The 24,371-nt window shown below is 58.3% G+C and carries 17 protein-coding genes and 5 pseudogenes; 14 read left to right on the top strand and 8 right to left on the bottom strand.

All coding sequences use genetic code 11. The features are described from left to right. The first annotated feature begins 192 nt into the window (after nt 1-192). The 3 genes and pseudogenes from ACR652_RS10785 to ACR652_RS10775 all read left to right on the top strand — a co-directional run. Nucleotides 193-1,257 carry an efflux RND transporter periplasmic adaptor subunit gene (locus ACR652_RS10785; protein ID WP_434506500.1) on the top strand — a complete coding sequence of 355 codons (1,065 nt, stop codon included), beginning with the start codon at nt 193-195 and terminating at the stop codon, nt 1,255-1,257. Nucleotides 1,258-1,280: 23 nt separating this feature from the next. Further along, nucleotides 1,281-3,398: an ABC transporter permease gene (locus ACR652_RS10780; RefSeq protein ID WP_434506499.1), complete on the top strand. Its 2,118-nt coding sequence runs from the start codon at nt 1,281-1,283 to the stop codon at nt 3,396-3,398. Nucleotides 3,399-3,921: 523 nt separating this feature from the next. Beyond that, a pseudogene (locus ACR652_RS10775) lies at nt 3,922-4,034 on the top strand (IS5/IS1182 family transposase); the annotation flags it as partial. Here the strand turns inward: ACR652_RS10775 and cysC are convergent. From cysC to ACR652_RS10760, 3 genes are all read right to left on the bottom strand, one after another. Further along, a complete protein-coding gene (gene cysC / locus ACR652_RS10770; protein WP_434506544.1) occupies nt 4,028-4,585 on the bottom strand; it encodes an adenylyl-sulfate kinase in 558 nt (185 codons plus the stop codon). The pseudogene ACR652_RS10775 and the gene cysC overlap by 7 nt on opposite strands. A gap of 295 nt (nt 4,586-4,880) precedes the next feature. Next, the gene (locus tag ACR652_RS10765; RefSeq protein WP_434506498.1) at nt 4,881-6,158 is read right to left on the bottom strand and encodes an ATP-binding protein; all 1,278 of its coding nucleotides are present in this window, start codon (nt 6,156-6,158) and stop codon (nt 4,881-4,883) included. Then, nucleotides 6,158-6,877: a response regulator gene (locus tag ACR652_RS10760; protein WP_434506543.1), complete on the bottom strand. Its 720-nt coding sequence runs from the start codon at nt 6,875-6,877 to the stop codon at nt 6,158-6,160. The genes ACR652_RS10765 and ACR652_RS10760 overlap by 1 nt, the downstream gene beginning before the upstream one ends. A 950-nt stretch (nt 6,878-7,827) precedes the next feature. Here ACR652_RS10760 and ACR652_RS10755 point away from each other — a divergent pair. The 9 genes and pseudogenes from ACR652_RS10755 (at nt 7,828) to ACR652_RS10715 (ending at nt 14,281) form a co-directional block, all read left to right on the top strand. Continuing rightward, nucleotides 7,828-8,457, top strand: coding sequence for a hypothetical protein (locus ACR652_RS10755; protein WP_434506497.1), 630 nt, complete (start codon nt 7,828-7,830; stop codon nt 8,455-8,457). Continuing rightward, entirely contained in the window at nt 8,454-8,693 is a 240-nt protein-coding gene (locus tag ACR652_RS10750) for a hypothetical protein (protein ID WP_434506496.1), read from the top strand. The genes ACR652_RS10755 and ACR652_RS10750 overlap by 4 nt, the downstream gene beginning before the upstream one ends. A 269-nt stretch (nt 8,694-8,962) precedes the next feature. Next, a pseudogene (locus tag ACR652_RS10745) lies at nt 8,963-9,618 on the top strand (IS6 family transposase). A gap of 271 nt (nt 9,619-9,889) precedes the next feature. After that, nucleotides 9,890-10,387, top strand: coding sequence for a VOC family protein (locus tag ACR652_RS10740; protein ID WP_434506495.1), 498 nt, complete (start codon nt 9,890-9,892; stop codon nt 10,385-10,387). Beyond that, complete coding sequence (locus ACR652_RS10735) at nt 10,380-11,048, top strand: dihydrofolate reductase family protein (protein ID WP_434506494.1); 669 nt, start codon at nt 10,380-10,382, stop codon at nt 11,046-11,048. The genes ACR652_RS10740 and ACR652_RS10735 overlap by 8 nt, the downstream gene beginning before the upstream one ends. A 259-nt stretch (nt 11,049-11,307) precedes the next feature. Continuing rightward, a pseudogene (locus tag ACR652_RS10730) lies at nt 11,308-11,670 on the top strand (methyltransferase domain-containing protein); the annotation flags it as partial. A 15-nt stretch (nt 11,671-11,685) separates the two neighbouring features. Then, nucleotides 11,686-12,038, top strand: a pseudogene (locus ACR652_RS10725) (DUF1254 domain-containing protein); the annotation flags it as partial. Between the two features lie 534 nt (nt 12,039-12,572). Continuing rightward, a complete protein-coding gene (locus tag ACR652_RS10720; protein WP_434506542.1) occupies nt 12,573-13,814 on the top strand; it encodes an SLC13 family permease in 1,242 nt (413 codons plus the stop codon). 20 nt (nt 13,815-13,834) lie between these two features. Beyond that, a complete protein-coding gene (locus tag ACR652_RS10715) occupies nt 13,835-14,281 on the top strand; it encodes a DMT family transporter (protein ID WP_434506493.1) in 447 nt (148 codons plus the stop codon). 213 nt (nt 14,282-14,494) lie between these two features. On the opposite strand, the gene ACR652_RS10710 is transcribed toward ACR652_RS10715, so the two are convergent. Then, complete coding sequence (locus tag ACR652_RS10710) at nt 14,495-16,084, bottom strand: ATP-binding protein (protein WP_434506492.1); 1,590 nt, start codon at nt 16,082-16,084, stop codon at nt 14,495-14,497. Between the two features lie 264 nt (nt 16,085-16,348). Here ACR652_RS10710 and ACR652_RS10705 point away from each other — a divergent pair, with 264 nt between their 5' ends. Next, the gene (locus ACR652_RS10705) at nt 16,349-18,829 is read left to right on the top strand and encodes an ATP-binding protein (protein ID WP_434506491.1); all 2,481 of its coding nucleotides are present in this window, start codon (nt 16,349-16,351) and stop codon (nt 18,827-18,829) included. Nucleotides 18,830-19,599: 770 nt separating this feature from the next. Next, entirely contained in the window at nt 19,600-21,513 is a 1,914-nt protein-coding gene (locus ACR652_RS10700) for a potassium transporter Kup (protein ID WP_434506490.1), read from the top strand. 129 nt (nt 21,514-21,642) lie between these two features. On the opposite strand, the gene ACR652_RS10695 is transcribed toward ACR652_RS10700, so the two are convergent. The 4 genes and pseudogenes from ACR652_RS10695 to ACR652_RS10680 all read right to left on the bottom strand — a co-directional run bounded on the left by ACR652_RS10695 (nt 21,643) and on the right by ACR652_RS10680 (nt 24,292). After that, complete coding sequence (locus tag ACR652_RS10695; protein ID WP_434506541.1) at nt 21,643-21,819, bottom strand: DUF2254 family protein; 177 nt, start codon at nt 21,817-21,819, stop codon at nt 21,643-21,645. A gap of 106 nt (nt 21,820-21,925) precedes the next feature. Further along, a pseudogene (locus ACR652_RS10690) lies at nt 21,926-22,264 on the bottom strand (DUF2254 family protein); the annotation flags it as partial. Nucleotides 22,265-22,731: 467 nt separating this feature from the next. Continuing rightward, nucleotides 22,732-23,022 (bottom strand): hypothetical protein, encoded by a 291-nt coding sequence (locus ACR652_RS10685; protein WP_434506489.1) that lies wholly within the window; start codon nt 23,020-23,022, stop codon nt 22,732-22,734. 475 nt (nt 23,023-23,497) lie between these two features. Beyond that, on the bottom strand, nt 23,498-24,292 hold the full coding sequence (locus tag ACR652_RS10680) for a response regulator (RefSeq protein ID WP_434506488.1): 795 nt from the start codon (nt 24,290-24,292) through the stop codon (nt 23,498-23,500). Nucleotides 24,293-24,371: the final 79 nt, after the last annotated feature.

The raw sequence follows: 24,371 nt of genomic DNA, 5'->3' as shown, positions 1-24,371 counted from the left end.
TTCTATTAAATCTACTCAGTGAATGCCCGATGCGGTCACATGGTCATGACGGCCGAAGAAGCAGCCAGTCCGAAAATACAGAGGGGCCTCGCTCGAAAGGGCCTCGGCGGGCTTGTCCTCGCGCTTCTCGGTGCGAGCGCGATCGCGTTCGCCGGCTTTGAAATATCCCGTCTCGTGGGGAAGGGGCCGGCCGTGCGCTATCTTACGCAAAAGGTTACGCGCGGAGCGGTCGTCAAGGCGGTGACGACCAGCGGCACGGTGAACCCGGTCATCACGGTGCAGGTTGGAACCTATGTCTCGGGCGTCATCCAGGCGCGTTACTGCGACTACAATACGAAAGTCACGAAGGGCCAGGTCTGCGCGAAAGTCGATCCAAGACCCTATCAGGTGATTGTCGATCAGAGCCGCGCCACCCTCGGCGTGGGGCAAGCCCAGATGGTCAAGGATCAGGCGGATCTTGCTTATGCAAAAGTCGCCTATGAGCGCAACAGGAGGCTCGTCGCGACGAAGTCCGTTTCGCAGGACGTTCTCGACTCCTCCAAGGCCGCGCTCGACCGGGCGATGGCCCAGATCGGACTGGATCAGGCGACCATCGCCTTGCAGCAGGCGCAGCTGCACGCCGCAGAGATCAATCTCGGCTACACGGACATTGTGTCGCCGGTCGACGGCACTGTCGTCAGCCGCAGCGTCGAAATGGGCCAGACAGTCGCTGCAAGCTTCCAGACGCCGACCCTCTTCCTCGTCGCGACGGATCTGACGTCGATGCAGGTCGACACCAATGTTTCCGAGAGCGACATCGGCTCCGTCAACGGAGGCGACAGGGCGACGTTCACGGTCGAGTCCTTCCCAAATCGAACCTTTTCGGGAAGGGTGACCGAGGTCAGGCAATCGCCGCAGACCATTCAGAACGTCGTGACCTATGACGCCGTGGTCGGCGTGCGCAATCAGGACCAGGCCCTGAAACCCGGAATGACGGCGACGACGCGCATCATCGTCGACGAGCGGCAGGATGTCCTGCGGGTTCCCGACCAGGCGCTTCGCTATCAGCCGGGCGGCGTTCCCGGTGTTACCGGCGCTCCGCCGCCGGTCGATCTGAACGGCGGCGTTAGAGTCTGGGTGTTTCGCGGCGGCGAGCCGCAAATGGTAGTAATCATGCCTGGACTCGACGATGACTCCTTCACGGAAGTCATCAAGGGAGACCTTCAGGACGGCGACGAGGTCATCGTGGGCGGAGCGACCCCGAAGCCATCGCCCTGACGCTCGAACATGAGGCACCGATCGTGACGGCGTCGAATATCATCATCGAGGTTGGAGGCCTGACCAGAACCTTCACAGTGGGGGACGTGGACGTGCGCGCCTTGCGAGGCGTGAACCTCTCCATCGAGCGCGGAGAGTTCGTGGCGATCATGGGCGCGTCCGGCTCCGGAAAGTCGACGCTCATGGCGATATTGGGCTGCCTGGATTCGCAGACTGGCGGCCGCTACTTTTTCGGAGGCCTCGACGTCTCGGCGCTCCACGAACCGCAGCTTGCGAAGCTGCGTCGGGAAAAGCTCGGCTTTGTCTTCCAGAGCTTCAACCTGCTCGCCCGCACGAGCGCGATCGAGAACGTCGCTTTGCCGCTCTTCTATTCGGATGAGGCCATCGAGGGCGCGCAACGGCTCGAGAGGGCGCGCGCCGCGCTTGAACTGCTTGGCCTGGGGGACCGGGCGCAGAATACCCCAGCGCAGCTTTCCGGCGGCCAGCAACAACGGGTGGCGATCGCTCGGGCCCTCATCAATGGGCCTTCCGTGCTGTTCGCAGACGAACCCACGGGCAATCTGGACACAAAGACCTCGCATGAAATCATGGAGAGCCTGCTCTCTTTGAACAGGGACCAGAGCTTGACTGTAATCGTGGTCACGCATGAGCCGGACATCGCCGCCTACGCCGGCCGGGTGATCACGATGCGCGACGGCCAGATTGTGTCTGATGAGCGGCGCGCCAGCCCGGCGCCGTCGCGTCCGCCGACGCCACAGCAGAAAGAGGCGTCGGCCGCGATGACGATCTTTCATTCCTCGCGGCCGGCAAAAGGGGCGCTTGCGCAAGTCTCGACGCTCGCCTTCGCGTCGATGATCGTAACAGCGGCCGTTCAGGCGATCGCGCGCAACAAGCTGCGCTCCGCCCTGACCATGCTCGGCGTGTTCATCGGCGTCGCCGCGCTTATCGCCATGGTGGCGGTGGGCAATGGCGCGAACGCCGCGGTGCGCAAACAGATCGAAAGCCTGGGAACCAATCTCGTCGTCGTGTTGCCCGGCGCCGTGCTGACAGGAGGGGCGCGCTCGGGATTTGGCAGCGCCTCCACGCTGACGGTGGCGGATGCGCAGGCGATCCGCCGCGAGGCCCCAGAGGTTGGACTCGTTGCCTATCTGATGCGGCAGATGGGCCAGGTGCAGCTGCGCAACCAAAACTGGACGACAAACATCCAGGCGGTCTCGCTGAATTATCCCCCCGTCACGAATTGGCGGATCGCCGAGGGGCGCGGGATCGGCGCTGACGACGAAAGAAGCGGCGCCCTCGTCGTCGTCATCGGCCACACGGTCTACAAGCAGCTGTTTGCGCGCGGCGAGAATCCGCTCGGGACCACGATCTTGGTCAAAGGGTCGCCGTTGCGCGTGGTCGGCGTGCTTGCGACAAAGGGCCAGAGCATGTGGGGGCAGGACCAGGACGATCTGGTCATGATTCCCTTCAAGACAGGGGAACGGAAGGTTCTCGGCGTCGCAGCGCCCAACCAGCCCACAAATCTCACAAGCCTCTATCCGCCGCCGCCCAATCCGTTCAATCTGCAGCCGCGCCTGACCGGCTACGTCAATTCCATCTATGTGCAGGCGACCGCGCAGACTAGAATTCCGGCGGCGATCGACGACATCAACCGCATCCTGATGCGACGCCACCGGATCAGGCCGACGGACATCAAGGATTTCGACATCCGCAATCTGAGCCAGATCGCCGAGACCGCGGAAGGCAGCAGCAAGGTGATGGCCGTTCTGCTCGCCATCGTCGCCTCTATCTCGCTGCTTGTCGGCGGCATCGGGATCATGAACATCTTGCTCGTCTCGGTCACCGAGCGCACACGCGAAATCGGCCTACGCATGGCGGTCGGGGCCCAACGGCTGCATGTCCTGACGCAGTTCCTTGCGGAAGCCGTGCTGATCAGCGTCAGCGGCGGGCTGGCGGGGATAGCGGCAGGCGTTGCGATCTCCGAGATCATCGCGATTTTCTCCGCCTGGTCGTCCCCTGTTTCTCTCGTGGCGATCGCAATTGGTTTTGTCTTCTCCGTCGCGGTGGGCGTGTTTTTTGGTTACTATCCGGCCAGAAAAGCGGCGCAGCTCGATCCCATACAGGCGCTGCGATATGAATGAGGCGGGAGCTATGCGTTCGCTAATTATCGTCCTCGGGTCGATCATCGGCCTCGTTATGGCCAGCTCCTGCGCGGGTGAGGAAGCGAAACCCGGCGATGCTCTTGTCAAGAGCGGTCACGACTTTGCGCTTCAAGTCTGCGCAGCGTGCCATGTGGCCGCAAGGGACCAGGCGTCGCGGCCCATATTGAACCGCCGGCGCCGAGCTTTCTCTCGATCGCGAGCCAACAAACGACAACCGAGGCCTTTCTACGCCAATTTCTCAGCAAGCCGCATGGAAAGATGCCCAATCCGGAGCTTGCCGGCTTCCAGATCGACGAAGTGGTCGCCTATTTGTTGAGCCTTAAACCAAAAAGGTAAGCGCCGTACACTGGACGGGTTCCGGTTTCTCACGTGGCGCGTTCTGCCAATTCGATAAGGGCATGAGCAGTGGATGGAAACGCTTCTGGAGCGTCTCACTGACCGTGCTCTTCTCGGCCTTTTCGAGGCTCTGTCAGACGACAGCGGAACACGCATCTTGGCATTTATGTTCGACTCGACCGTTGTCCGCGCGCACATCTCGGCGGCCGGGGCAAAAAGGGGCAAGAAACCCAGGCGCTTGGGCGCTCACGCGGAGGCTTCTCGACAAAAATTCATATTTGAAAGAACGTTCGCCCGGTTTCGAATTTCGCGACTGCGTAGCGCACTATAGCGTCCGCGAGAATGTGAGGCACATGCTCGGTCGTTCGCGCGACAAATTCCGGGTTCTCTGGCGGTTGATACGCCTGATCTATCCCTGTGACCTCTTTAAGTTCGCCTCGCAAGGCCCGCCGATAGATGTCTTTGGGATCGCGATCCACGCAGACCGCGAGCGGCGTATCAACAAATACCTCGATAAAACCGGCTCCGAAGAGGCCGCGTGCAAGCTGCCTTTCGGCGCGAAAGGGCGAAACCAAAGCACAAATCACCACGAAACCAGCATTTGTCATTAGTTTCGCGACCTCGGAGGTACGTCGTACACTTTCCGCACGATCGGAACGACTAAAACCCAAATCTCGGTTCAGCCCCTGACGAAGGAAATCGCCATCGAGGAGATAGGCGCGAAACCCCAATTGTATCAGCCTGGTCTCCGTGATCTTTGCGAGCGTAGACTTGCCTGCGCCAGGCAGACCCGTGAACCAGATGACGCCGGGTCGATGACTCACCAACATGCCATTTAGATTTGTTTCCATGAGCTCGTGTGCATTCTATTTGGGGAGTTCGGTTCGATCGCAACAATTAGCCGAGATCTAACGGAAGCTCGCAAAGGCAGCTCGCCAGCGTCTACCTAATAAGCGGCAGGGGTTCCGCAGGTTGAACATGCCTAGCGGGTTCAAACTCTTGTCTCCACAGCGCTCGCCCCATTTTCAGTTGACTGATCCTTCGCTGCTCCAATCATCGTCCCGCAGGAGAAGTAGTTTTCCTTAACCTTGAAGGTCTGCTGTTCAAGCGATCAGACTTTTCGGATTACGATTCTTTCTTCCTCGCCAATATCGGCAATGAGACGCGCGCAACGAGGCCGCCTCCGGCGCGTTCGTTCAACGTCAGCCGTCCGCCATGGGCTTCAACGATCGCGCGCGCGATCGCCAGGCCAAGTCCAAAACCATCGTAAGCGCTCGAGGGCGTGCCAATGTCCCCCCGCTCGAAAGGCTCGAGCATGATTTCCCTTTTTTCGAGAGGAATGCCTGGCCCCCGGTCGACGACTTCGACAGTCGCTTCCGTATCTGTCTGAAGAAGCCGGATCTCTGGGCTTTCAGCGTATTTCACCGCATTGTCGATCAGGTTGGAAAATGCGCGCCCCAGATCATCTGGACTACCCAGCACATTTACATGGTCGGGTCCATCATAACGCGCAGCGGCTCCGACGTCGGCAAACTGGTCAGCAATAGCCTGCAACAGGCTCGCCAGATCCAGCGCAACCATCTCTTGCTGGGGAACGCCGCGCAGGTAATCAAGGCAACCGCCGACCATCGCCTGCATCTGGTCAAGGTCGCGCATAAGTTTTACTTTCGTTTCCGCATTTTCGATATATTCGGCGCGTAGGCGCATGCGCGTGATCGGGGTTCGGAGGTCATGGCTAATGGATGCTAACATTCTCGTACGCTGAGAAGCCATTTCCGCAATTCGACGCTGCATACGGTTGAATGCTCGGGTCGCCTTGCGGATCTCCTCCGGACCGGCTTCCGGTAGCTCCGCCGGAACGCTGTCAAGGCCGAACGACTCGGCCGCATTGGCAAAGGTTGTCAGTGGCCTTGTCAGCGACAGTGCCGCCCAAAGAGAAAAGACGAGCAGACTAATGGAGACGAAGCCGATCGTCACAACCGCGAACCGGTGCTGTCGGTGCTTTCCCGCCGAGGCCTCAAGCATGAATTTCTGGCCGTCATGCAACAGCCCGATCACGCGCTTGTCGCGTTCATCAACTTCGGCCTGCACCCCCGCGGGAAGGAGAGATTCGAAATAGACTGGATGGCCCACCTGAACCGCGGCGCTCCCCGGCTCCGAGAGCTTGACGCCAAAACTCGGCAGATTCGCGTTTAAGGCCGCTGCGATCGCGGGCCGCTCTGCCGGGGAAGCTGCGTTCAGGGCCGTCAACGCGGTCACGATGACCGCGGCGTTATGATCCCGAAGACCACTGGGAGCGGGTTGAAATAGGAGAAAAATCACGGTCACAGCCGCGTGGAACAGGCCGACGCAAACGAGGAGGAGAAGCGCCAACTGCACGTTGATGGTGCGGAGCCGAGACATTACCACTCGACGCCGACTTTTGCGGTGAAGGTGTAGCCCATCGAGCGGACGGTCTGGATGAGCGCGGGGTCTCTGGGGTCTGCTTCGACCTTCTGACGAAGTCGGCTGATCAGGATGTCAACACTCCGGTCGGTCGTCGACGCCGCCTTCAATTCATCGCGCACGAACACCTTTCCGGGATTGTGGCATAGCGTAAGCAATAGGTCGAATTCCGCGCTAGTGAGAATCACGCGAACGCCGTCCGGTCCAAACAGACGCCGCGTCGAAGCGTCAAGGACGAACCCGGAAAAGACATACCTCTTGAGTTTTTCGTACCGTTCCTCGCCTGGAGCGGTCCGTCTCAGGATGGCGCCAATCCGCGCGAGGAGTTCTCTGGGAACGAATGGTTTGACGAGGTAGTCATCGGCTCCCAGTTCGATTCCGAGTATACGGTCAGTGTGTTCGCCACGGGCAGTTAGCATAATTAATGGCAAGCTTCCGATGTTTCTCAACCGCAGGCAGATCGAAAAGCCATCCTCGTCGGGGAGATTTATATCGAGCACTATGAGGTCGATTTGCTGGTTCGCAAGAATGTGATCCATTCCCTTGCCGCTTCCGGCTACCGCCACCTCAAAGCCGTTGTCCGCGAGGTATCTGGCGACGAGAGATTTGATTTCCTCGTCGTCTTCGACGAGGAGGATACGGCGCCGTTTAACCGCGTTTGACGCAGGCTCCTTCAACACTCAAGTCCTCTGTTTTCTGGGCGGCGACTGAACTGCCGTGTCCAAGGCAAGATTACGGTGTCGACGTGTTGAGATTGCGGCAAGAGTGTTTCATTTCTTTTCTGACAACGTGTGGATGAATAATCATGGGCGTGTCGATACCACGGAGCGCTATCTCCTGATTGATGCGGACCGTCGACCTTAATCAACCCATGTTTCGGGCTGCCCTCCAATGAGACGGGGAGCGGTTGGTCTAACCACCGGAGACGCTATGGAATGGAGCGGCCGGAGGTTGGCGTGAGCGTGGAGGAGTCGGGGTTGTCGAGCGGTAAGAAAATCTAGCTCCTCACGAAAATTGATTGCTCGCCTGCTCTGTCGCCCCAAAAATCCACCCTGAAATAAAACGAAACAATTTGAGCACAATCACGCCTTGGAGAAATTCGACGATCACGGTCTAGTAGGTTGTCCTAAAGCGCCGGTAAATAATCGGAGAGCAGCTGGTGATCCATCCAATCCCACACCCGGCCGATAGATTGTTATGCTTGTAGACGGGACTGTTTTTGTTGCCCTGTATATAAGGTCGGTGTTGAGCGTTTACTCTTGCCCATCTAGGCTAGGAGGAAACCCACCGAATTCTCGCCATCCTACGCGAGTGCACGCGCGAGGATTTCGAGCGTCTATTTCCGACTGAATATTTTGGGGGGGGGCAAAAAAGAGAAGCGCTTCTGCAACGGCTAGAAGCATCAGCATCGCCATTAATGAGACGTCTTCAAATGATGAGAGGGCATGTGAGAAAGGCGCCGGATCAATCGGACATCCGCTATGTTAGTGGAATTAGTTGGCCGAGAAGTGGACATCATCTTTTAGTTGATGTGCTCCGATCCTATTTTGGGGAGGAATTTAATTATTGTGAATTCTATAAGCCGGTTGACTGTTGTAAAAAGTCTCCTTGCGCTCGCGCTCCTAAGATGAAGTTCAGTAAAAACCATGATTTTGAGGCTAAGGCGGCATTCAGAAATGGGACACCTTACCTGATTCAATATCGCTCTTTCGTGCCATCTATCATCTCGGCATTTGAGATGTATGTTCAAAGTGGCCAGCCGGACACGCCAGATAGCTTCCGAGTCTTCGCGACACACCAGACCGCGAGGTACAATGCATTTTTGGAAAAGTGGACCTTCGGCCCAAGTGCTCCCAAGGAGAGCTTATTGATAAGCTATGAAATGCTTACGTCTGAATCAAAGATCAAAGTGCTAACAGACATAATTGCTTTCTTCGCCCCTGATCACGCCATCGACGATGCTCGCTTGTTAAAAATAACAATGTCGGTTCAAAAGCTCTTGGTGGAAGCTAAAAAGACGACAACGCATATTGATTTCGGAATACGCGCAACGCGCGTAGTTGAAGAGTTTCGATTTTTTGACGAAGAAATTTTCAACGAGCTTAGGTCTCTAACGTCCGAATCCGAAATCCTTGCGAACCTTATTGTCCATCAAGGGTTTCAGAAAGGTAATTGCCCGTCAAAGCGTGATTTCCTACTTTCTGGGGCAGCTCGGTTGACAAGATTCAATCCGCTCAGAACACGCATTAATCCATGACGACCAAGCCTATGCGAAAGACAGCGCTCAAGATTCGCTCCGATTCTACTGTCGAAGGCAGGGGTTCGGATGATATTGCTACAGAGGCATCCATGAACTACATCCCAAAAATCGGTGAACTTGGGGCGTCCTTCGACGCATTTAAAGCGTTATTGGAAAATATTGAGAGCTTGGTCACTATCGCGGTCTCCATCTCGATGGCTGTCGGGTATTGGTTTCTTCTAATGGATCCTTGATCCTTGCTGCTGCGCGGGCCTCTTAGGGCAAACGCGCTAGCATTACAGTTGCATTTGATTGGGAGTTCTTACTCCATGGGACACCATGATTCAGTCTGGGGATCATGGAGTGTCGGGAGCTTCGATCGAAACGACGCTGGAGTTGTGGGCGTCCTCGCTGCGTGACGTGAAGCGTCGGATGCGGCCTCTATTCACGGTTCTGTCGCAAATTTTCGCTGATGACTGGCCTGGGCTATGCTGGCTGGGAGCGGGGCAGACGGGATTGCGCGATGATCGAGTTCAAGGGCAGCCATTTCGAGCGTGATGTGATCTTGTGGGGCGTGCGCTGGTATGTCGCCTACCCGATCAGCTACCGACAGCTTGAGGAAATGATGGAAGAGCGCGGGGTCGAGGTCGACCCATTCGACGCTGAATCGCTGGGTCGTCAAATACACGCCCGAGCTGGACCGTCAGTTCCGTTCGTGGAAGCGTCCGGTCGGCTCCAGTTGGAGGCTCGATGAGACCTACGTAAAGATCAAGGTATCCTGGAAATACCTCTATCGGGCCGTCGACAAGGCCGGAGCCACGGTAGACTTCCTGCTGACCGCTAAGCGGGATCGTAAAGCGGCTTTGCGGTTCCTGCGCCGAGCGATCGGTCAAAACGGCATGCCGAAGAAGGTTACGATCGACAAGAGCGGCGCCAACACCGCAGCGCTCGAGAGCTACAACTCGGAGTACCAGGCGGACATCGAAATCCGCCGAAGGAAGTATCTGAACAACATCGTCGAACAGGACCACCGAGCAATCGACGCTCGGGTTCAAATCCTTTCGCTCGGCCGCGGCGACGCTCGCCGGTGTCGAGCTCATGCACATGATCCGAAAGGGGCAGTTGCAAACGGCGGCTAAATTGCGCCCAGCGAAGCAGTTCTACGCTCTCGCGGCGTAAGCCCCGAGAGCCCCGTTGTCGTGAGCCTCGCCCTTACCTAAAAAATTGCGACAGAACCGCGCTCGACGACGCGCTCGGGTTGAGCGATGAGGAGGAGGTTGAGGGTCGAAGAAGGGCGGCTGTCAATGATTGACCAACGCGCCCATCGCATGTCCGCCCCGCCGTTCGTGGGCGTGACCAATCGGTTCCCATTCGACCACCAAACCTCGCGCGGGAACAAATCGGGCTGCGGCGCGATCGGCCCTACAACCGATTAGGAAGGAGAGGGCTCATGTCCGACAAGCTCACCACCTGCCTGTGGTTCGACCACGGCAAGGCGCGCGAGGCCGCCGAATTCTATGCCGCAACCTTTCCCGACAGCCATGTCGGCGCCGCCAACGCCTCGCCCAACGACAATCCGTCGGCAAAGCAGGGCGACGAATTGATGGTCGAATTCACCGTGCTCGGCCGCGCGTTCATCGGGCTGAACGGCGGGCCCCATTTCAAGCCTAACCAAGCGGTCAGCTTCATGATCCTGACCGACGACCAGGAGGAGACCGACCGCTACTGGAACGCGATCGTCAGCAATGGCGGCGAAGAAAGCATGTGCGGCTGGTGCCGCGACCGCTGGGGCTTTTCGTGGCAGATTACGCCGCGCGCGCTGCTGGCGGCGACGAGGGATCCCGACAAGGCGGCGGCCAAGCGCGCAATCGACGCGATGATGACAATGCGGAAGATATATATCGCCAAGATCGAGGCGGCGCGCCTCGGGGAGAACCGCGATGCGTAGGATCACCGGCGCAGCCTTCCTGTCGCTCGACGGCGTGATGCAGGCTCCGGGTGGGCCGAGCGAAGACTATACGGGCGGGTTTGACGAGGGCGGTTGGCTGTTCAGGTTCGGCGACGACGGCATATTTGAAACCATCGGGTCGCTGTTCGCGGGTGAATACGACTTGCTGCTCGGGCGAAGGACCTACGATATCTTCGCCGCATATTGGCCCTATGTCGAGGGCGACGGCGCAGAGATGGGCAGGGCTTTTACACGGGCCGGCAAGCACGTGCTAACTCGAGGCGACGAGTCGCTGGAGTGGGAGAACAGCCATCGTCTCGGCGGCATCGATGACGTTGCGGCGCTCAAACAGAGCGATGGCCCGGACCTCATCATCCAGGGGTCGAGCACAATCTACCCGGGCCTGCTTGCCGCTGGTCTGATCGATCGGCTGACGCTCATGACCTTCCCGGTAACGCTTGGGCGTGGCAAGCGCCTGTTCGGGGACGGTACGCCGGCGCGCATACTCCGGATGGTCGACCATAAGGTTACGCCTAGGGGAACTGTGATCGCCACCTATGAGCCCCGCGGCGCTATCCCGACCGAGGGTTCGTTCCCCGAGCCAAGCATCAGCGCGCGCGAGACGGAGCGGCAACGGAAGATGCAGGGCGGGGGTTGGTGATCAGGACCCATGGGTCCGAGGGGTGATCATATCGCGGACTTTCTGCGGCGCGTCACGCGCGTAGGTAATCCTGTTCTCCACGGAAACAGCGCACCCATAGATCGATGCAGCGCGAGATGCGTTTCGAGGCGTTCTGAGACTTCGTGTCGCTCATCCGGAGCTACGCGCTCCAGGGTCCTATTCAGCAGGAAATAGGCGAATAGCTGCAGATAGCTTGGGGGACGTGATAATCGAAGCATGCATCTCGTGGGTAAAGCGCATGGACTTTCAGATGAATTCTCCAGAAGGAAAGGCTATCCTGGCCAAAGCTCGGCGCGGCGATTTCGCCCATCCAGGAGAGGAAGAAGCAATTCAATTTGTCGCTGCTGGCGCAGAAAGGTCAGGTATCCGGCGTGTGCTTGATGTCGGATGCGGCAGGGGCGGCACGGCGGCTTGGTTTCATCAGCATGGTTGGGGACAGGTCGTTGGCGTCGATGTGGATCAGAAGTCCATCGATCATGCCCGCGCCACCTACCCGGGGGTCGAGTTCGTCGCCCTGGATGTTGGTAGGTTGGCAGATTGGCGAACCGATCCATTCGATTTCATCTGTCTTTTCAATTCGTTTTACGCATTTCCAGATCAGCTCCTCGCCTTGGGCCGCTATTACCTCGCGCCAATGCTTGACGGATGGGTCGAGGTTTTTCAAGATCCCGGAAGGCGCACGACAGGGACAGGCGCGCAGACCTATCTGATCGCGGGGCCTGGCTGGAATGGCAATGCGCCTGCAGGCGTCAAGGAATACAAGTCGCCCACCGACATGGTTTGGGGTCTTGGTAGAAATTACTGCACGGGAACACCTGAAGGCTATGCGGAAGTGCATGCAATCCAAGATCAGTTCAGGCTCGTCCCGCTGAGTTCGTTTGCAAGGACTACACGCCGCCGCCAAGAGAGGTAGACCCTGCCGTCGTCATGAAGCCGGCCGTGAAACCGGCCGTCCCGCGGGCTCTTGCCAATTGCGGAGTCCTCTACACCTTATCAGACGACCGATGGTGGGTCGTCGACACCCAGCTTTTCGACGGGGTCGGAGCTGGTATATTGACCGCCCTCGTCCCCTTGGTGCTGGCGGATCTGATGCGTGGGACTGGCCGTAACCCCTCAAGGCGTTGTGGCGACGACGCACGGCCTCGGCGCGGCGCCGAGCAGTATGGCCGCCGGCCTGATTGTCGTCAGCGCTGGATATAGCGTCGCTTTTCTCGCTCGCCGCCGTCCCGATGACGGCGTTTCTAAACTTCCTGGTCGCCAGGCCCGGGATCCGACGCGATATCGAGGCGAGCCACGGAGTCTTCGATGGATTTAAGGGCTAATCGCTGCAAGACCGGCGCTCGTGCGGAACAGCGGCATCCCGGCGATGGAAAGGCGCGGGAACGCTCGAATAGCCCCTTTGCGACGGCCCTCCTGGCCGTCGCGCTGACCGCCATCGGCGCTAGCCTAGCGGCGGGGGCGCTCTTCTTCGCCGGGGCGGCGGTCGCGTTCCTAGGCCAGGCGATGCCCGGCTTGAAAACAGGCCGGGTCGACGGGGAGACCGTCCTCGCCTTCCTGATCTTCGCCGGTACCTATTTTGTCATTGCGATCGGCAAGCTGCCAGGTTTTCAGCTCGACCGCGCCGGTGCGGCGCTCTTGGGGGCAAGCCTCATGGTCGGCGCCGGCGTGCTCTCTCTCGAAGAGGCCTATCGCGCCATCGACCTGGACACGATCACGCTCCTTCTCGGCATGATGATCGTGGTCGCGAACCTGCGTCTTTCCGGATTCTTCAGGCTGGTGAGCGACTTCGTCGTGGCGCGGGCGCGGCATCCCCTGCTGCTGTTGACAGCGATCGTGATGGTCTCTGGGCTGCTTTCTGCCTTCCTCGTCAACGACACGATCTGCCTTGTGATGGCGCCGCTCGTTCTTGACCTCGTCAGGAGGCTTGAGCGAGATCCCGTTCCCTATCTGATGTCAATCCCCATGGCCTCTAACGTCGGCAGCACGGCGACGATTACGGGCAACCCGCAGAACATGATGATCGGGTCGTTTTCACATATTCCCTACGGCGCATTCGCTGCGGCCCTCTGGCCTGTGGCGCTGGTCGGGCTGGTCTCGACGATCTTCTTCATCGCGATCGCTCACCGCCGTGAGTTCCTCACGCGCAGCCCTCTGCCCGAAATTACGCCGCCGCAGACCCGTTATCATGGGCCGTTGATCCTCAAGGCAGCGGCTGTGACGGCGGTGATGATGATCCTGTTTTTCGCCGGACAACCAGTGGCCAAGGTCGCCATCGTTGGCGGCGCATTCCTGTTGCTGACGCGTAAGGTTAAGTCCGACAAGGTCTACCGTGAGATCGATTGGCCGCTGTTGCTCATGTTCGTCGGCCTGTTCATCGTGGTCGCGGGCCTGGAGAAAGTGGTGATTACGCCGGATCTCGTCGAGGCTGTCGCGCGGCTTGATCTCGGCGCCTCGGCCATCCTGTCGACGATCACCGCAGTCCTTTCCAACATCGTCAGCAACGTGCCCGCCGTCCTCGTTCTAAAGCCTTTCGTTGCGAGCTCCGGCGACCCCCAGAAAGCTTGGCTAGTGGTCGCAATGGCCTCCACCCTCGCGGGCAACTTCACCCTGGTCGGCTCGGTCGCCAATCTGATCGTCGCGCAGAAAGCGAAGGCCCAGGGTGTCGACCTTGGCTTTTGGTCCTACTTCAGGATCGGGGCCCCGTTGACGCTCGCAACGCTCTGCTTCGGGGTCTGGTGGTTATAAGACACGCCAGGGAGACCCAGATGAATCCTGTTTGGTGGACGCCTTTCATCCTCGTCGCCGGGGCGCTTCAGGCGTTTGGCGCCGTTATGAGCGCGCAGTTGAGGATCTCGCTCTCGAATCCATGGCTGTCGCTTGCGGTGCTGTTTTCGCTTAATTTCTTTTTCTTCGCCGCACTTTTCGCGATGTGGCCACGTCCACTCCCGACCTTGGAGGGCATTCAGACCATGCCTTGGTGGGCGCCGCTGGCGGGCCTCACCGGCGCTGTGGCGGTGTTTGCCGGGCTGGCGCTCATCGACAAGCTTGGTGCGGGGATTGTCAACGGACTCATCATCACCGCGAACCTGGCGACCTCTCTCGCCATCGATCACTTCGGTCTCCTAAATGCGCCGCAGCATGGGGCGAACATCTGGCGTATGTTGGGCGGCGTCCTGATGGCGCTCGGCGTCGCGCTGATTTGCCGGTTCTAACTCAGTGTAGAGCGCGCCATCCGATCATGCAGGCGGCTAATTTCCTTGCTAAGGAGCCGACGCTGGAGGCGGCGCTGACTCGCTATGGGCCCACTGTTCAATTAATCGCTCGCTAGGGTCGACCTCGCCGCGTGAACGATCCTGCTTGTCGGAGCGACAATCGCGCATCGATCCGCTACTGCCTTCATGAATAGCATCGGCTACGCTATTGAATCACTCCGCCTGTGAGGTCTTCATTTCGAACATCGTTCTGACCCGCTCGGCCAATTCATCGAGAGTAAACGGCTTGCGCAATAGGCCCATGTTTGGAGCTAATTGCAATGTTTCGGCCGATTTGCCAGCATATCCAGTGATGAGCAAGATCGGCAGATCAGGATGGGCCACTCGGGCGGCGTCAGCCAATTGAAGGCCGCTTAAGCCCGGGAGTCCAATGTCGCTGATCAGCAGGTCCAACGGCTCGCCTGACTCTATTATATTCAACCCTTCCGTCCCATCGCCGGCTTCCATCGTATGGCAGCCCATTTCAGCAAGAGTTCCGACAATCTGCGAGCGCACCTCTTCCTGATCCTCAACGACGAGGGCTTTTCCTTGATGCATTATGCGAGCGGACCGAAACTTTTTCTCGGTCGGGGGGTCTTGCTCGGCGGCGCATGGAAGCGGCGCGTGGCCCGGCAAGTAAATTCGCGCGCTGGTCCCCTGGCCGGGAGCGCTTTCGATCCGCACATGGCCGCCAGATTGTTTGACGAAGCCATAAACCTGCGACAAACCCAGGCCCGTGCCCCGCCCTGTTGGCTTCGTTGTAAAGAACGGTTCAAACACACGGCTGAGAAGATCGTGGCTGATGCCCACCCCGCTGTCGGTTACCTCGATCTCGACGTAATCTCCGGGCGGCATCTCAGAATCCGAAGCCTCGGTCTTCAACGTCAGGTCGGCCGTCGCGATCCTGAGTGCGCCGCCTTGCGGCATCGCGTCACGAGCGTTGATCGCCAGGTTCAACAAGGCGCTCTCGAGTTGGGATGGATCGCAGGTCACGCTCCAGCGCCGGCAACCCAAGCGCAGCTCCAGATCAATTTCCGGTCCCAACGTTCGGCGCAGCATCTCTTCCATGGCTTCGACAAGCTTGTTGGGGTCGATCACCCGAGGCAGCAATGTCTGTCGGCGCGAGAACGCCAGCATTCGGTTGGTAAGGCTGGAGGCGGTGTCCGACGCTTTCCTGATCGCCGCCAGCGGGCGCTCTATCGCGTTCGCGCGCCCAATCGCAATTTGACGCTCGATCACATTGAGGGATCCGACAATGACCTGAAGCACATTGTTGAAGTCGTGCGCGATGCCGCCGGTCAATTGGCCGAGCGCTTCCATTTTTTGCGCATGGGCAAGCCGCTCCTCGCTCGCAAGCAGCGCGGCATTGGCGTGGCGCAATTGTTCCACCGAAGGAAGGGCGAGAAAGTGGGGTAAAGCCCACCACAGCGCGACTGCCGTCGCAATGGAGGCAACGGCGGTTGCCGCTTTGACGAGCCCCTGAAGACCGTAGAGTGGAGCCCAGAGGGTGAAAAGGTCGAGCCAATGCGTCGTGCCGCAAAGCAGGATGAACGCGGCGAATAGCCATAACAACGGTCGGAAGACGAGATCGCTTCGTCGCCTTCCCACAATGACGAGTGTCAAGGGAATAGAAAAATAAGCCAAGGCGATAATGGCGTCTGAGACCGCATAGAGCCAGATCAGCCCCGGTTCCCATAGCAGACAGTATCCATGCGGCGACAGGCCAGAGGTGTCGAAGAGCCACTCGCTCAGTGCGGACAGCATGTAACCCTCTCCCAGGGAGGAAACGTAGAAGCCGTAGTGTGTGACGCCCACGCTCGGCACGCCGCCATAGCAAACCAACAGCTATGCTCTATATAGGGTCTTCTTACGGTACAGGGCGCGCGGCAGCGTCTCCGCCTTCCGTAAAGGCCCTGACAATCGAGCTTTTTAGCACCACCGTTATCGCCGCGCGTGGGAATTTAGCATGAGCCACAAGCGCATGGTATAAAGGTCGCCCCATAGTCGGCCTGAGGAAGGCCAAACTCCGTGGACGAGACAGAAATCTCCAAAGACTGCCAGCAATGCAAAGCTGAACTGCTGTCAGAGGCCGAGACGCTGAGGCGGCTGAACGACGCCAGCTCGCGCCTGTGGCGGACGACCTGCTTGCGGGCTGGGTTGGAAGAGATGCTCATCGCAACGATCGAGCTGCTGGGGGCGACCCTTGGCAACGTCCAATTCGTCGACGAGTCCACGGGGAAACTGATAATCGCGACCCAGCAGGGGTTTGGACCCGAATTCCTGGAGTACTTTCGGGAGGTCAGCATTGACGATGGCTCTGCTTGCGGGCGGGCGCTCCGCTCAGGAGAGCGTGTCATTATCGAGGACGTCGAGCTCGACCCATGTTTCGCGACCTTCGTTTCCATCGCCCGAAAAGCAGGGTTTCGCGCCGTTCAATCGACGCCAATCCTGAGTCGGGACGGCAAACCGCTGGGAATGATTTCAACGCATTTCGCCGCCCCCCATCGGCCGAGTGAAGTGAATTTAGCACGCCTTGATCTCTACGTCCGCCAGGCGTCGGATTTCATAGAACGGTGTCGCCGCGAAGAAGAGCTACGCCAACGCGCAGAAGAACGTGAGGCGCTCCTCGACGCTTTGCCGGCGTTCATCTGGTTTGGCGATGCCCAAAGCCATGTCATCCAGGGAAACCGCGCCGCGAGCGAGATGACAGGAGTGCCGGCCGGCGGGAATGTATCCCAAAGCGTTATCGCAACCGGACAGGCGACTTATCTGCGGCAGCTCAAGCAGGATGGAACTGAATACCCGCCTGAGGAGCTGCCCATTCAGACCGCGATCGCCAATCGCCGGCCCTTGCATGACGTCTATGTCGACTTCCGGTTCCCCGACGGCCGTCGCGTTGAAACGATCGGCAACGCCGCGCCGCTTTTCGACGCAAACGGCGCCGTCAGAGGCGGCGTCGCGGCGCTTATCGACATCACCGATCGGAACCTGGCCGAACGCGCGCTGCGGGAAAGCGAGGAGTTCAACCGGACGATCATCGACTGCAGTCCGGATTGCGTCAAAGTGCTTGATCTCGAGGGACGACTGCTGATGATCAACGAGGCGGGCCGGCGCCTGCTGGAGATCGACGACCCGGCGTCGCTTTACGGCCGGGATTGGCGAAGGATCTGGACGCGATCGGCGACCGACGAAGTTGGAGACGTTCTGGCGCAGGCGAAGGCCGGGCGTACTCTTCATTTCGAGGAGCGCCACGCGACGTTCAAGGGAGCGGAGAAATGGTGGGACGTGATCATGACGCCCGTGTGTGGGAGCGATGGGAGCGTCGTCCGAATCCTGTCGGTTTCGCGTGACATCACCGAGCGGAAGCGGGCGGAGGACGCGCTGCGCGAAGCCGATCGCCGAAAAGACGAATTTTTGGCGACCCTGGCGCACGAATTGCGTAATCCCCTCGCCGCCATCGCCAATGCCGTCTCCGTGATGAAGAAATCTAGAGACGGCGACGGCAGTGTGGCGGGACAGACGCCCAAGCTCCTATCCATGACGGAAAATCAAGTCGGCCACCTTGTTCGGCTCGTCGATGATCTCTTGGAGGTTTCGCGGATAACCTCCGGCAAAATCGACCTCAAAAAACGACCGGTCGATCTCGCTGTGGTTATTCGTCAGGCGATCGAGACAAATCGAACGATGATTGAGGCGAGCCGTCACGAAACCATTCTTTCGCTTCCCGACTGCCCATTGATGGTCGACGGAGATCCGGTGCGGCTCGCACAGATCTTTGCAAACCTTTTTAGCAATGCCGTGAAATACACGCCGGCGGAGGGCCGGATCGGCGTTTCGATGGAACGCAGTCATGATATTTGCTTGGTTCGGATCAAGGATACAGGCGCTGGCATACCCAAGGATATGCTGTCGCGGATCTTCGAGCTTTTCATACAGGTGGATCGGACTGTCGGCCGCTCGCAGGGCGGCCTTGGGCTCGGCCTCACCCTGGCCCGGCGCCTCGTCGAGTTGCACGGCGGCGACATCGAGGCCCGCAGCGAAGGGGTTGGGCGCGGGAGCGAGTTCATCGTGCGGCTCCCGCTTAGCGCCGACTTACCGCAGCGCGACATTTCAATAGACGTGCCGATCGTGAAAACGTTTCCGTCACGTAGAGTGCTGATTGTCGACGACGATGCGACCGTGGCGGATTCCCTGGCAATGCTTTTGGAGGCCATGGGCGTTGTCGTGCGCACGGCTTACAGTGGGATCGAAGCGTTGCAAGCCGTCCCCGAACTCAAACCCCACTTGGCGTTTATTGACATCGGCATGCCCGGAATGGATGGATATGAGACAGCCCGATGCATTCGGAAGCTTGCGGATGGAAAGAACGTGATTCTAGCAGCATTGAGTGGATGGGGACGAAGCGAGGATCGTAAGAGAGGTTTAGAAGCAGGGTTCGATCGCCACTATGTCAAACCGATCGATGTTTCAGATATTGAAGAGGTATTGACGCTAGGCGATAGAGGATAGGTCTGTTCTTCTAGCGGGCGTTTTTGGCCTCTGGGTTCGCTCGCGCAAAACCGGTCGTCGAGGTCGTTCATCTTCGGGGCGAAACTTGAGATTCTGTCGGCGAATATTTAAGTGTCTGGCTTTTGTTGCCTCCCTTACGTGCAGTCCCGTCGTTGCCGATGATCTGCAAAAATTGCGGCGTGCTGTGAATTCGCTTCTCATTAAATCTGGCGGTGGCTTAGTCTCTAATAAAGCTATGTGTCAAAGCTCCGCGGGGGCCTCTCCGAGTACGTTACGCGTATCGAGTTCGTTCCGGTCGACGCCACGACGAACGCTTTGCTTCTCTCTAGCGAAACATGCGGGGGCGACGACAAGCACGGGCAGTACCTCTACATCGCAAAATCCTGGGGTGGTGGCGAATTGGTCATTGACGCGGAAATTGGGGATTTGAATTTTATCGGAACGATCGATCGTGTCAAAGACGGAGTCGTCTATCTCCTGGGCAAACGATAGATGCCCAACGATCCTAATTGTTGCCCCTCGACCGAGGCGATCCTGGCATACAACGTCCTGACGAAGACGCATATTTTCAGCGCCGTACAATAGTGCGAAAGAAAAGTGAAACCCACTGAGAGATGACAAGGATCTGTCACGCAGCTGATCAAGCGTGGCCTTTAACTGCCTTATCAAAAGGCGTATACGCGAATCACAATCAGACTGCTTGCGAGTGAACGTGCCCGTCCGAGGGGCGTCGCTGCGCCAGGGCGGTCACGTCTGGAAAAAGGCACTCTATGAAATTGTGGGCGAAGCGGGATTCCGCGGATACATCAGCTCCTGACCACGGCCGCGAACGGGGCGGCCTCCTTGGTCTGGTCATCGGGTCTATCGGCGTCGTCTACGGCGACATCGGCACGAGTCCCCTGTACGCGCTACGTGAATCGTTGGCGCACAGCGTGAAGGCCGATCGGCTTACAGAGGAGGCCGTTTGCGGGGCAATATCGCTTTTGATCTGGGCCTTGATCTTCACTGTTACGGTCAAGTATGTTCTTTTTCTCATGCGCGCAGATAACCGCGGCGAAGGGGGAACATTATCCCTTATGGCCTTGGCGCAGTCAGCGATCGGCGGGCACTCCCGTTATGTATTTTTGCTGGGCGTCGCGGGTGCTGCGCTATTCTCCGGCGATGCGATTATCACGCCGGCGATTTCGGTCATGTCAGCGATTGAGGGCCTTGATCTTGTGACGCACCAATTTAGTGAATTTGTCTTGCCCATCACCATTTTCATCCTCGTGACCCTATTTTGGGTGCAGAGCCACGGCACCGCGCGCGTCGCCACCTTTTTTGGGCCGATAATGATTGTGTTTTTTCACACGATTGCGGCCCTCGGCGCGATCCACATTCCCGACGCACCACAGGTGCTTGCATCTTTCAATCCTCTGGCAGGGATTGGCTTCCTATGGTCGCATGGGTGGTTGGGTTTCGCTGTGCTGGGTTCCGTGTTCTTGGGCGTTACTGGGGCGGAGGCGCTCTACGCGGATATGGGCCATTTCGGCCGTCGTCCAATTCGCGTCGCATGGATCGCTTTTATATTGCCGGCTTTGCTTCTCAATTACCTGGGACAAGGGGCGCTTATTCTTTCGCGGCCCGAGGCGGTTGAAAACCCGTTTTTCCTTCTCGCGCCGGCGTGGGGGCTGCTGCCTCTCGTCATTCTGTCAACGGTCGCCACCGTTATCGCAAGCCAAGCGGTTATCACAGGCGCTTATTCGATCGTACGGCAGGCAATCCAACTGAGCCTTCTTCCACGTCTTCAGATCACCCACACGTCGGCGACGCAAGAGGGACAGATTTACATCGGCCGCGTTAATCGGCTACTTCTTGTCGGCGTAATGTTGCTCGTCGTCGCATTTCGCAGTTCCTCGGCGCTCGCCTCCGCTTATGGCATCGCAGTCACTGGCACCATGGTTGTCACCACTGCTTTGGCCTTCGTCGTCGTCCGACGCAAATGGGGATGGCCATTGTGGGCCTCCATTCTGGTCATTTCGGCATTTCTGTCGGTCGATCTGACGTTCCTAGCCGCGAATATGATGAAGGTCGTCGAAGGCGGTTGGGTACCGCTTGCCCTCGGGGGCTGCTCTATGATCGTTATGTGGACGTGGGTGCGTGGTTCAAGACTGCTGGCTGAAAAAACACATCGCGACTCGATCCCCATCATGGATCTTATCGCTATGCTGGCGAAATCCAAGACCACGCGGGTTCCCGGAACGGCAGTGTTTCTTACCAGCGACGCCAATGTCGCGCCGACGGCGCTCATGCACAACATTAAGCATAACAAGGTGCTTCACGAACGCGTGTTGATTATTTGCGTCCGTACAGAGGACAGACCGCGTGTTCCGCCGGAAAAGCGCTTCGAATTAGAAAATCTTACGGACGACTTTTATAGGGCCACTTTCCATTATGGCTTCATGGAGAGCCCGCGAGTGCCTGCGACACTAGCAGCTATGCGGAAGGCTGGCTTTAAATATGATATCATGACCACGAGTTTCTTCCTTGGTCGCCGTTCGATCAAGGAAAGCTCATCTTCTGAAATGCCTGCGTGGCAGGATAAGCTTTATGTCGCATTGACCAAACAGTCAGCGAATGCGACTGACTTCTTCTCCATTCCATCAGACCGCGTCGTCGAACTCGGTGCACAGGTGACGATCTAAATAAATCCATGCTGTAGCGCCCACGAAAGGAGGCCGCCTACGACAAGTCCCACTATGACGGCGTACTCGATCGCCGTCACGCCCTCACCCGTGTCGGGGGCCAGCCAGTGGATCAGTTTTCTGCCAAGCTCACCCATATCTTACCTCGATATCGATGGCGGGACGACGCGCCTCGGGCATTAGTCCCTCGATCACCAACTCGGTCTCTCGACGGATTCGATCGACGATGTGATTGGCGCTTATCGAGTTGGAGACATGGTGAATGAAATAGATCAGCCATCCCACGCATATTGGCGCCAGCGCCATCGCTCCCGCAACGGTGACGGTGCAAAAGGATGCGGCGATAGGCGAGCTGCCGGAAGCGCTCGATGCAGTAAGAAAACGTCGCGAGAAATATACCAAGCGTCCACTGCATCACATGATCGCGCACAAAACTGACGAGGATTCGAGGAGAGAACTGCGTTGACGCTAGGGTGGGCGTCATCAAGAGGATTTCGAAGACGATCGACACGACCGTCATTGTCGACGTCGCGATGCTCGTGAGGATGACCTGCGCGACCTGAGGATCCTCACGGGACGGAAACAAAAATATTGGAACCGCATTCCGAACGGCGGATAACTTCTCTTCGAGGTCAGAAGCCAAGGCGCCGCAGAAGCCTAATGTGACCGTGATTGCAAGCGGACGAAGGAGAAAGCCCCCCCGGAGAGCATAAAGGGCCGATCGAGCTTTCGTCGTAAGCTCTTTTCTCATCGCCACTGCATAGCCTTAAGCGGCGGATGCTCAACTATATCGGACATTGAAGCTTTTCCTAAAAGCAACTGGCGCAGTTTGAAACGAAATCGGCCCCGAAGCCTGCCTGCTCTTTGTTTCCTCCTGTGAGTGGAAAGAGTTCCTGAGGGAAGTGGCGAAAACGCAATCCAACTGCGAAAAACAGTACTCCTCCAGCCTGGATTAGCGAACTGCCCCAAAAAGGGGCTCGGACCGCAGAGCGAAAGGGGATCTCTAAGGCAATCGCAAAACGGGCTGGCTGGCGGGAGCTGATCGAAATTTGCCACCCTCGCAATCAAAACCCAACGATCTCATCGTCGAGCTTCCCCCAGCCACTGCTGGCCCCAGACGCCGACGCTCGCAACCGCGTCGTCTCCTCATTCTCGCAATCCAGATGGGTCGGGTCACTGTGAAATCATCGCTTCACAGGGGCAAAGGAAAGTTTCCCGTCATTCGTCCCGATCGACGCCGCCCCAGCGCGCGCGATCGTCGCGACGGTCGTGATAGACGGTCCGCGCAAACCAAAAATATCCGATGCCATAGGTCAGGCAGGCCAATGCCGCTCCCATCCCCTCTGACCCGTGATTAGATAGCCAGAAGGCGAAGCCAATAAGCACAAAGCCCCAAAACGCGCCTAAGCCCGCCGCGATAACATGCGTCGTGGAGTCGCTTATCCGGATCGCATGCAGCGTCAACCCGACCTTGTCAGGCCCCTGCCGCCAGATCGTCAGCTTCTGCATGGATGCCTCCCGTGATATCTACTATCTCTTGCCGGGCGCGACCGCCCTGCAGAACGTCGCAACCCACGCATTCAAGAAATTGCGGCGCCCATTGCTCGCAACCGCGGCGCCTTCGCCTGTGGTTGCACTTCCCAAGGACTGGCGAGTTCGCGCCATCCGCTCTGTCCGATCTTGATACCGGCAAAGCAGATCGAGACGGTTGAGGTAAACGAGGTCGATCATCTCATTCCTCGAAGCGTGAATTCATCGCGATAGTGGCGCACGACAGCATAAAGATTCAATGTGATTCCCACGCGCTGTTCATAAAGAAGGAATAAGTTGTCTGAGCGCGTTTCGAGCGCTCTCAACTGTCTTTAGCACGACAGCTCGGTTGCCCCCGGCCCAAATCGGTCGTCAGCCGGTGACCATGACGCGGCCATGCCGGCCGCCCTGCGCGTGTAGCGCGGCGCGTGCGCAGGGTTGCGACCAAAAATGATTAGCGCCCGGCGGTCGCAGCAAATCGGTAGCCCAATCCCTGCTCGGTTTGGATAATGCGTGGCCTGGCAGGGTTTTCTTCAATCTTGGCTCGCAGTTGACCGACAAGAACGCGAAGCAATCGAGTGTCGCTTTCATGGGCCGTTCCCCAAACGGCCGTGAAGATCTCCCGATGCGTGAGGAGGAACCCTGCGTTTCGAGCAAAGACAGCAATGAGGTCGTATTCCTTGGGGGTCAGGTTTATTGCGGCGCCATTCCGGCTGACGCAGCGCTTCTTCAAATCTACCGTGAGGCCGACTGCTTCGATCCGATGCGTGTCGAATTCCTGCCTCCCGGAGGCGTGCCTTAACGCTGTACGCAGCCTGGCGATGAACTCGCCGACCGTGAAGGGCTTTTCGATATAATCGTCAGCGCCCGACTCAAGGGCGGTTATTTTTTCGATTTCCTGCTTGCGCGCCGAAAGGATGATAATCGGCATGTCGCTAAAGCTACGCATTTGAATGAGGAAGGCGTGTCCATCGACATCCGGGAGGTCGAGATCCAGGATTATGGCGTCTGGCGCAGTCGTTGCGATAAGTTCTAGCGCATCCTGCCCCGTCGTGGCCTCGATTGTCTCGTATCCGCAAGCCTTTAGAGCGGGGCGCAGCACCCGATGAATTCCTGGTTCGTTGTCGATGACAAGAACACGCGTTTGCCTTGCAAGCCTTTTTTCCTTGACGTCGGACCACTGAGAATTCGGAGCTGGAAAGGCTTTCTCGCGGCGCAGCGGGCGCGGGGTGTCGGATTTTTGTTTCATGCGCTTCATCGCCAGGGCATCGCATAGATGAGTCTGTGGTGGCGCCCAACAGCCAATTGCCGGCGCTAAGGCCCGAGCT

The organism is Methylocystis sp., assembly GCF_051061225.1.
Lineage (GTDB): Bacteria > Pseudomonadota > Alphaproteobacteria > Rhizobiales > Beijerinckiaceae > Methylocystis.
The sequence above is the reverse complement of the archived record's forward strand: the minus strand, read 5'-3'. Positions and strand labels throughout refer to the sequence as shown.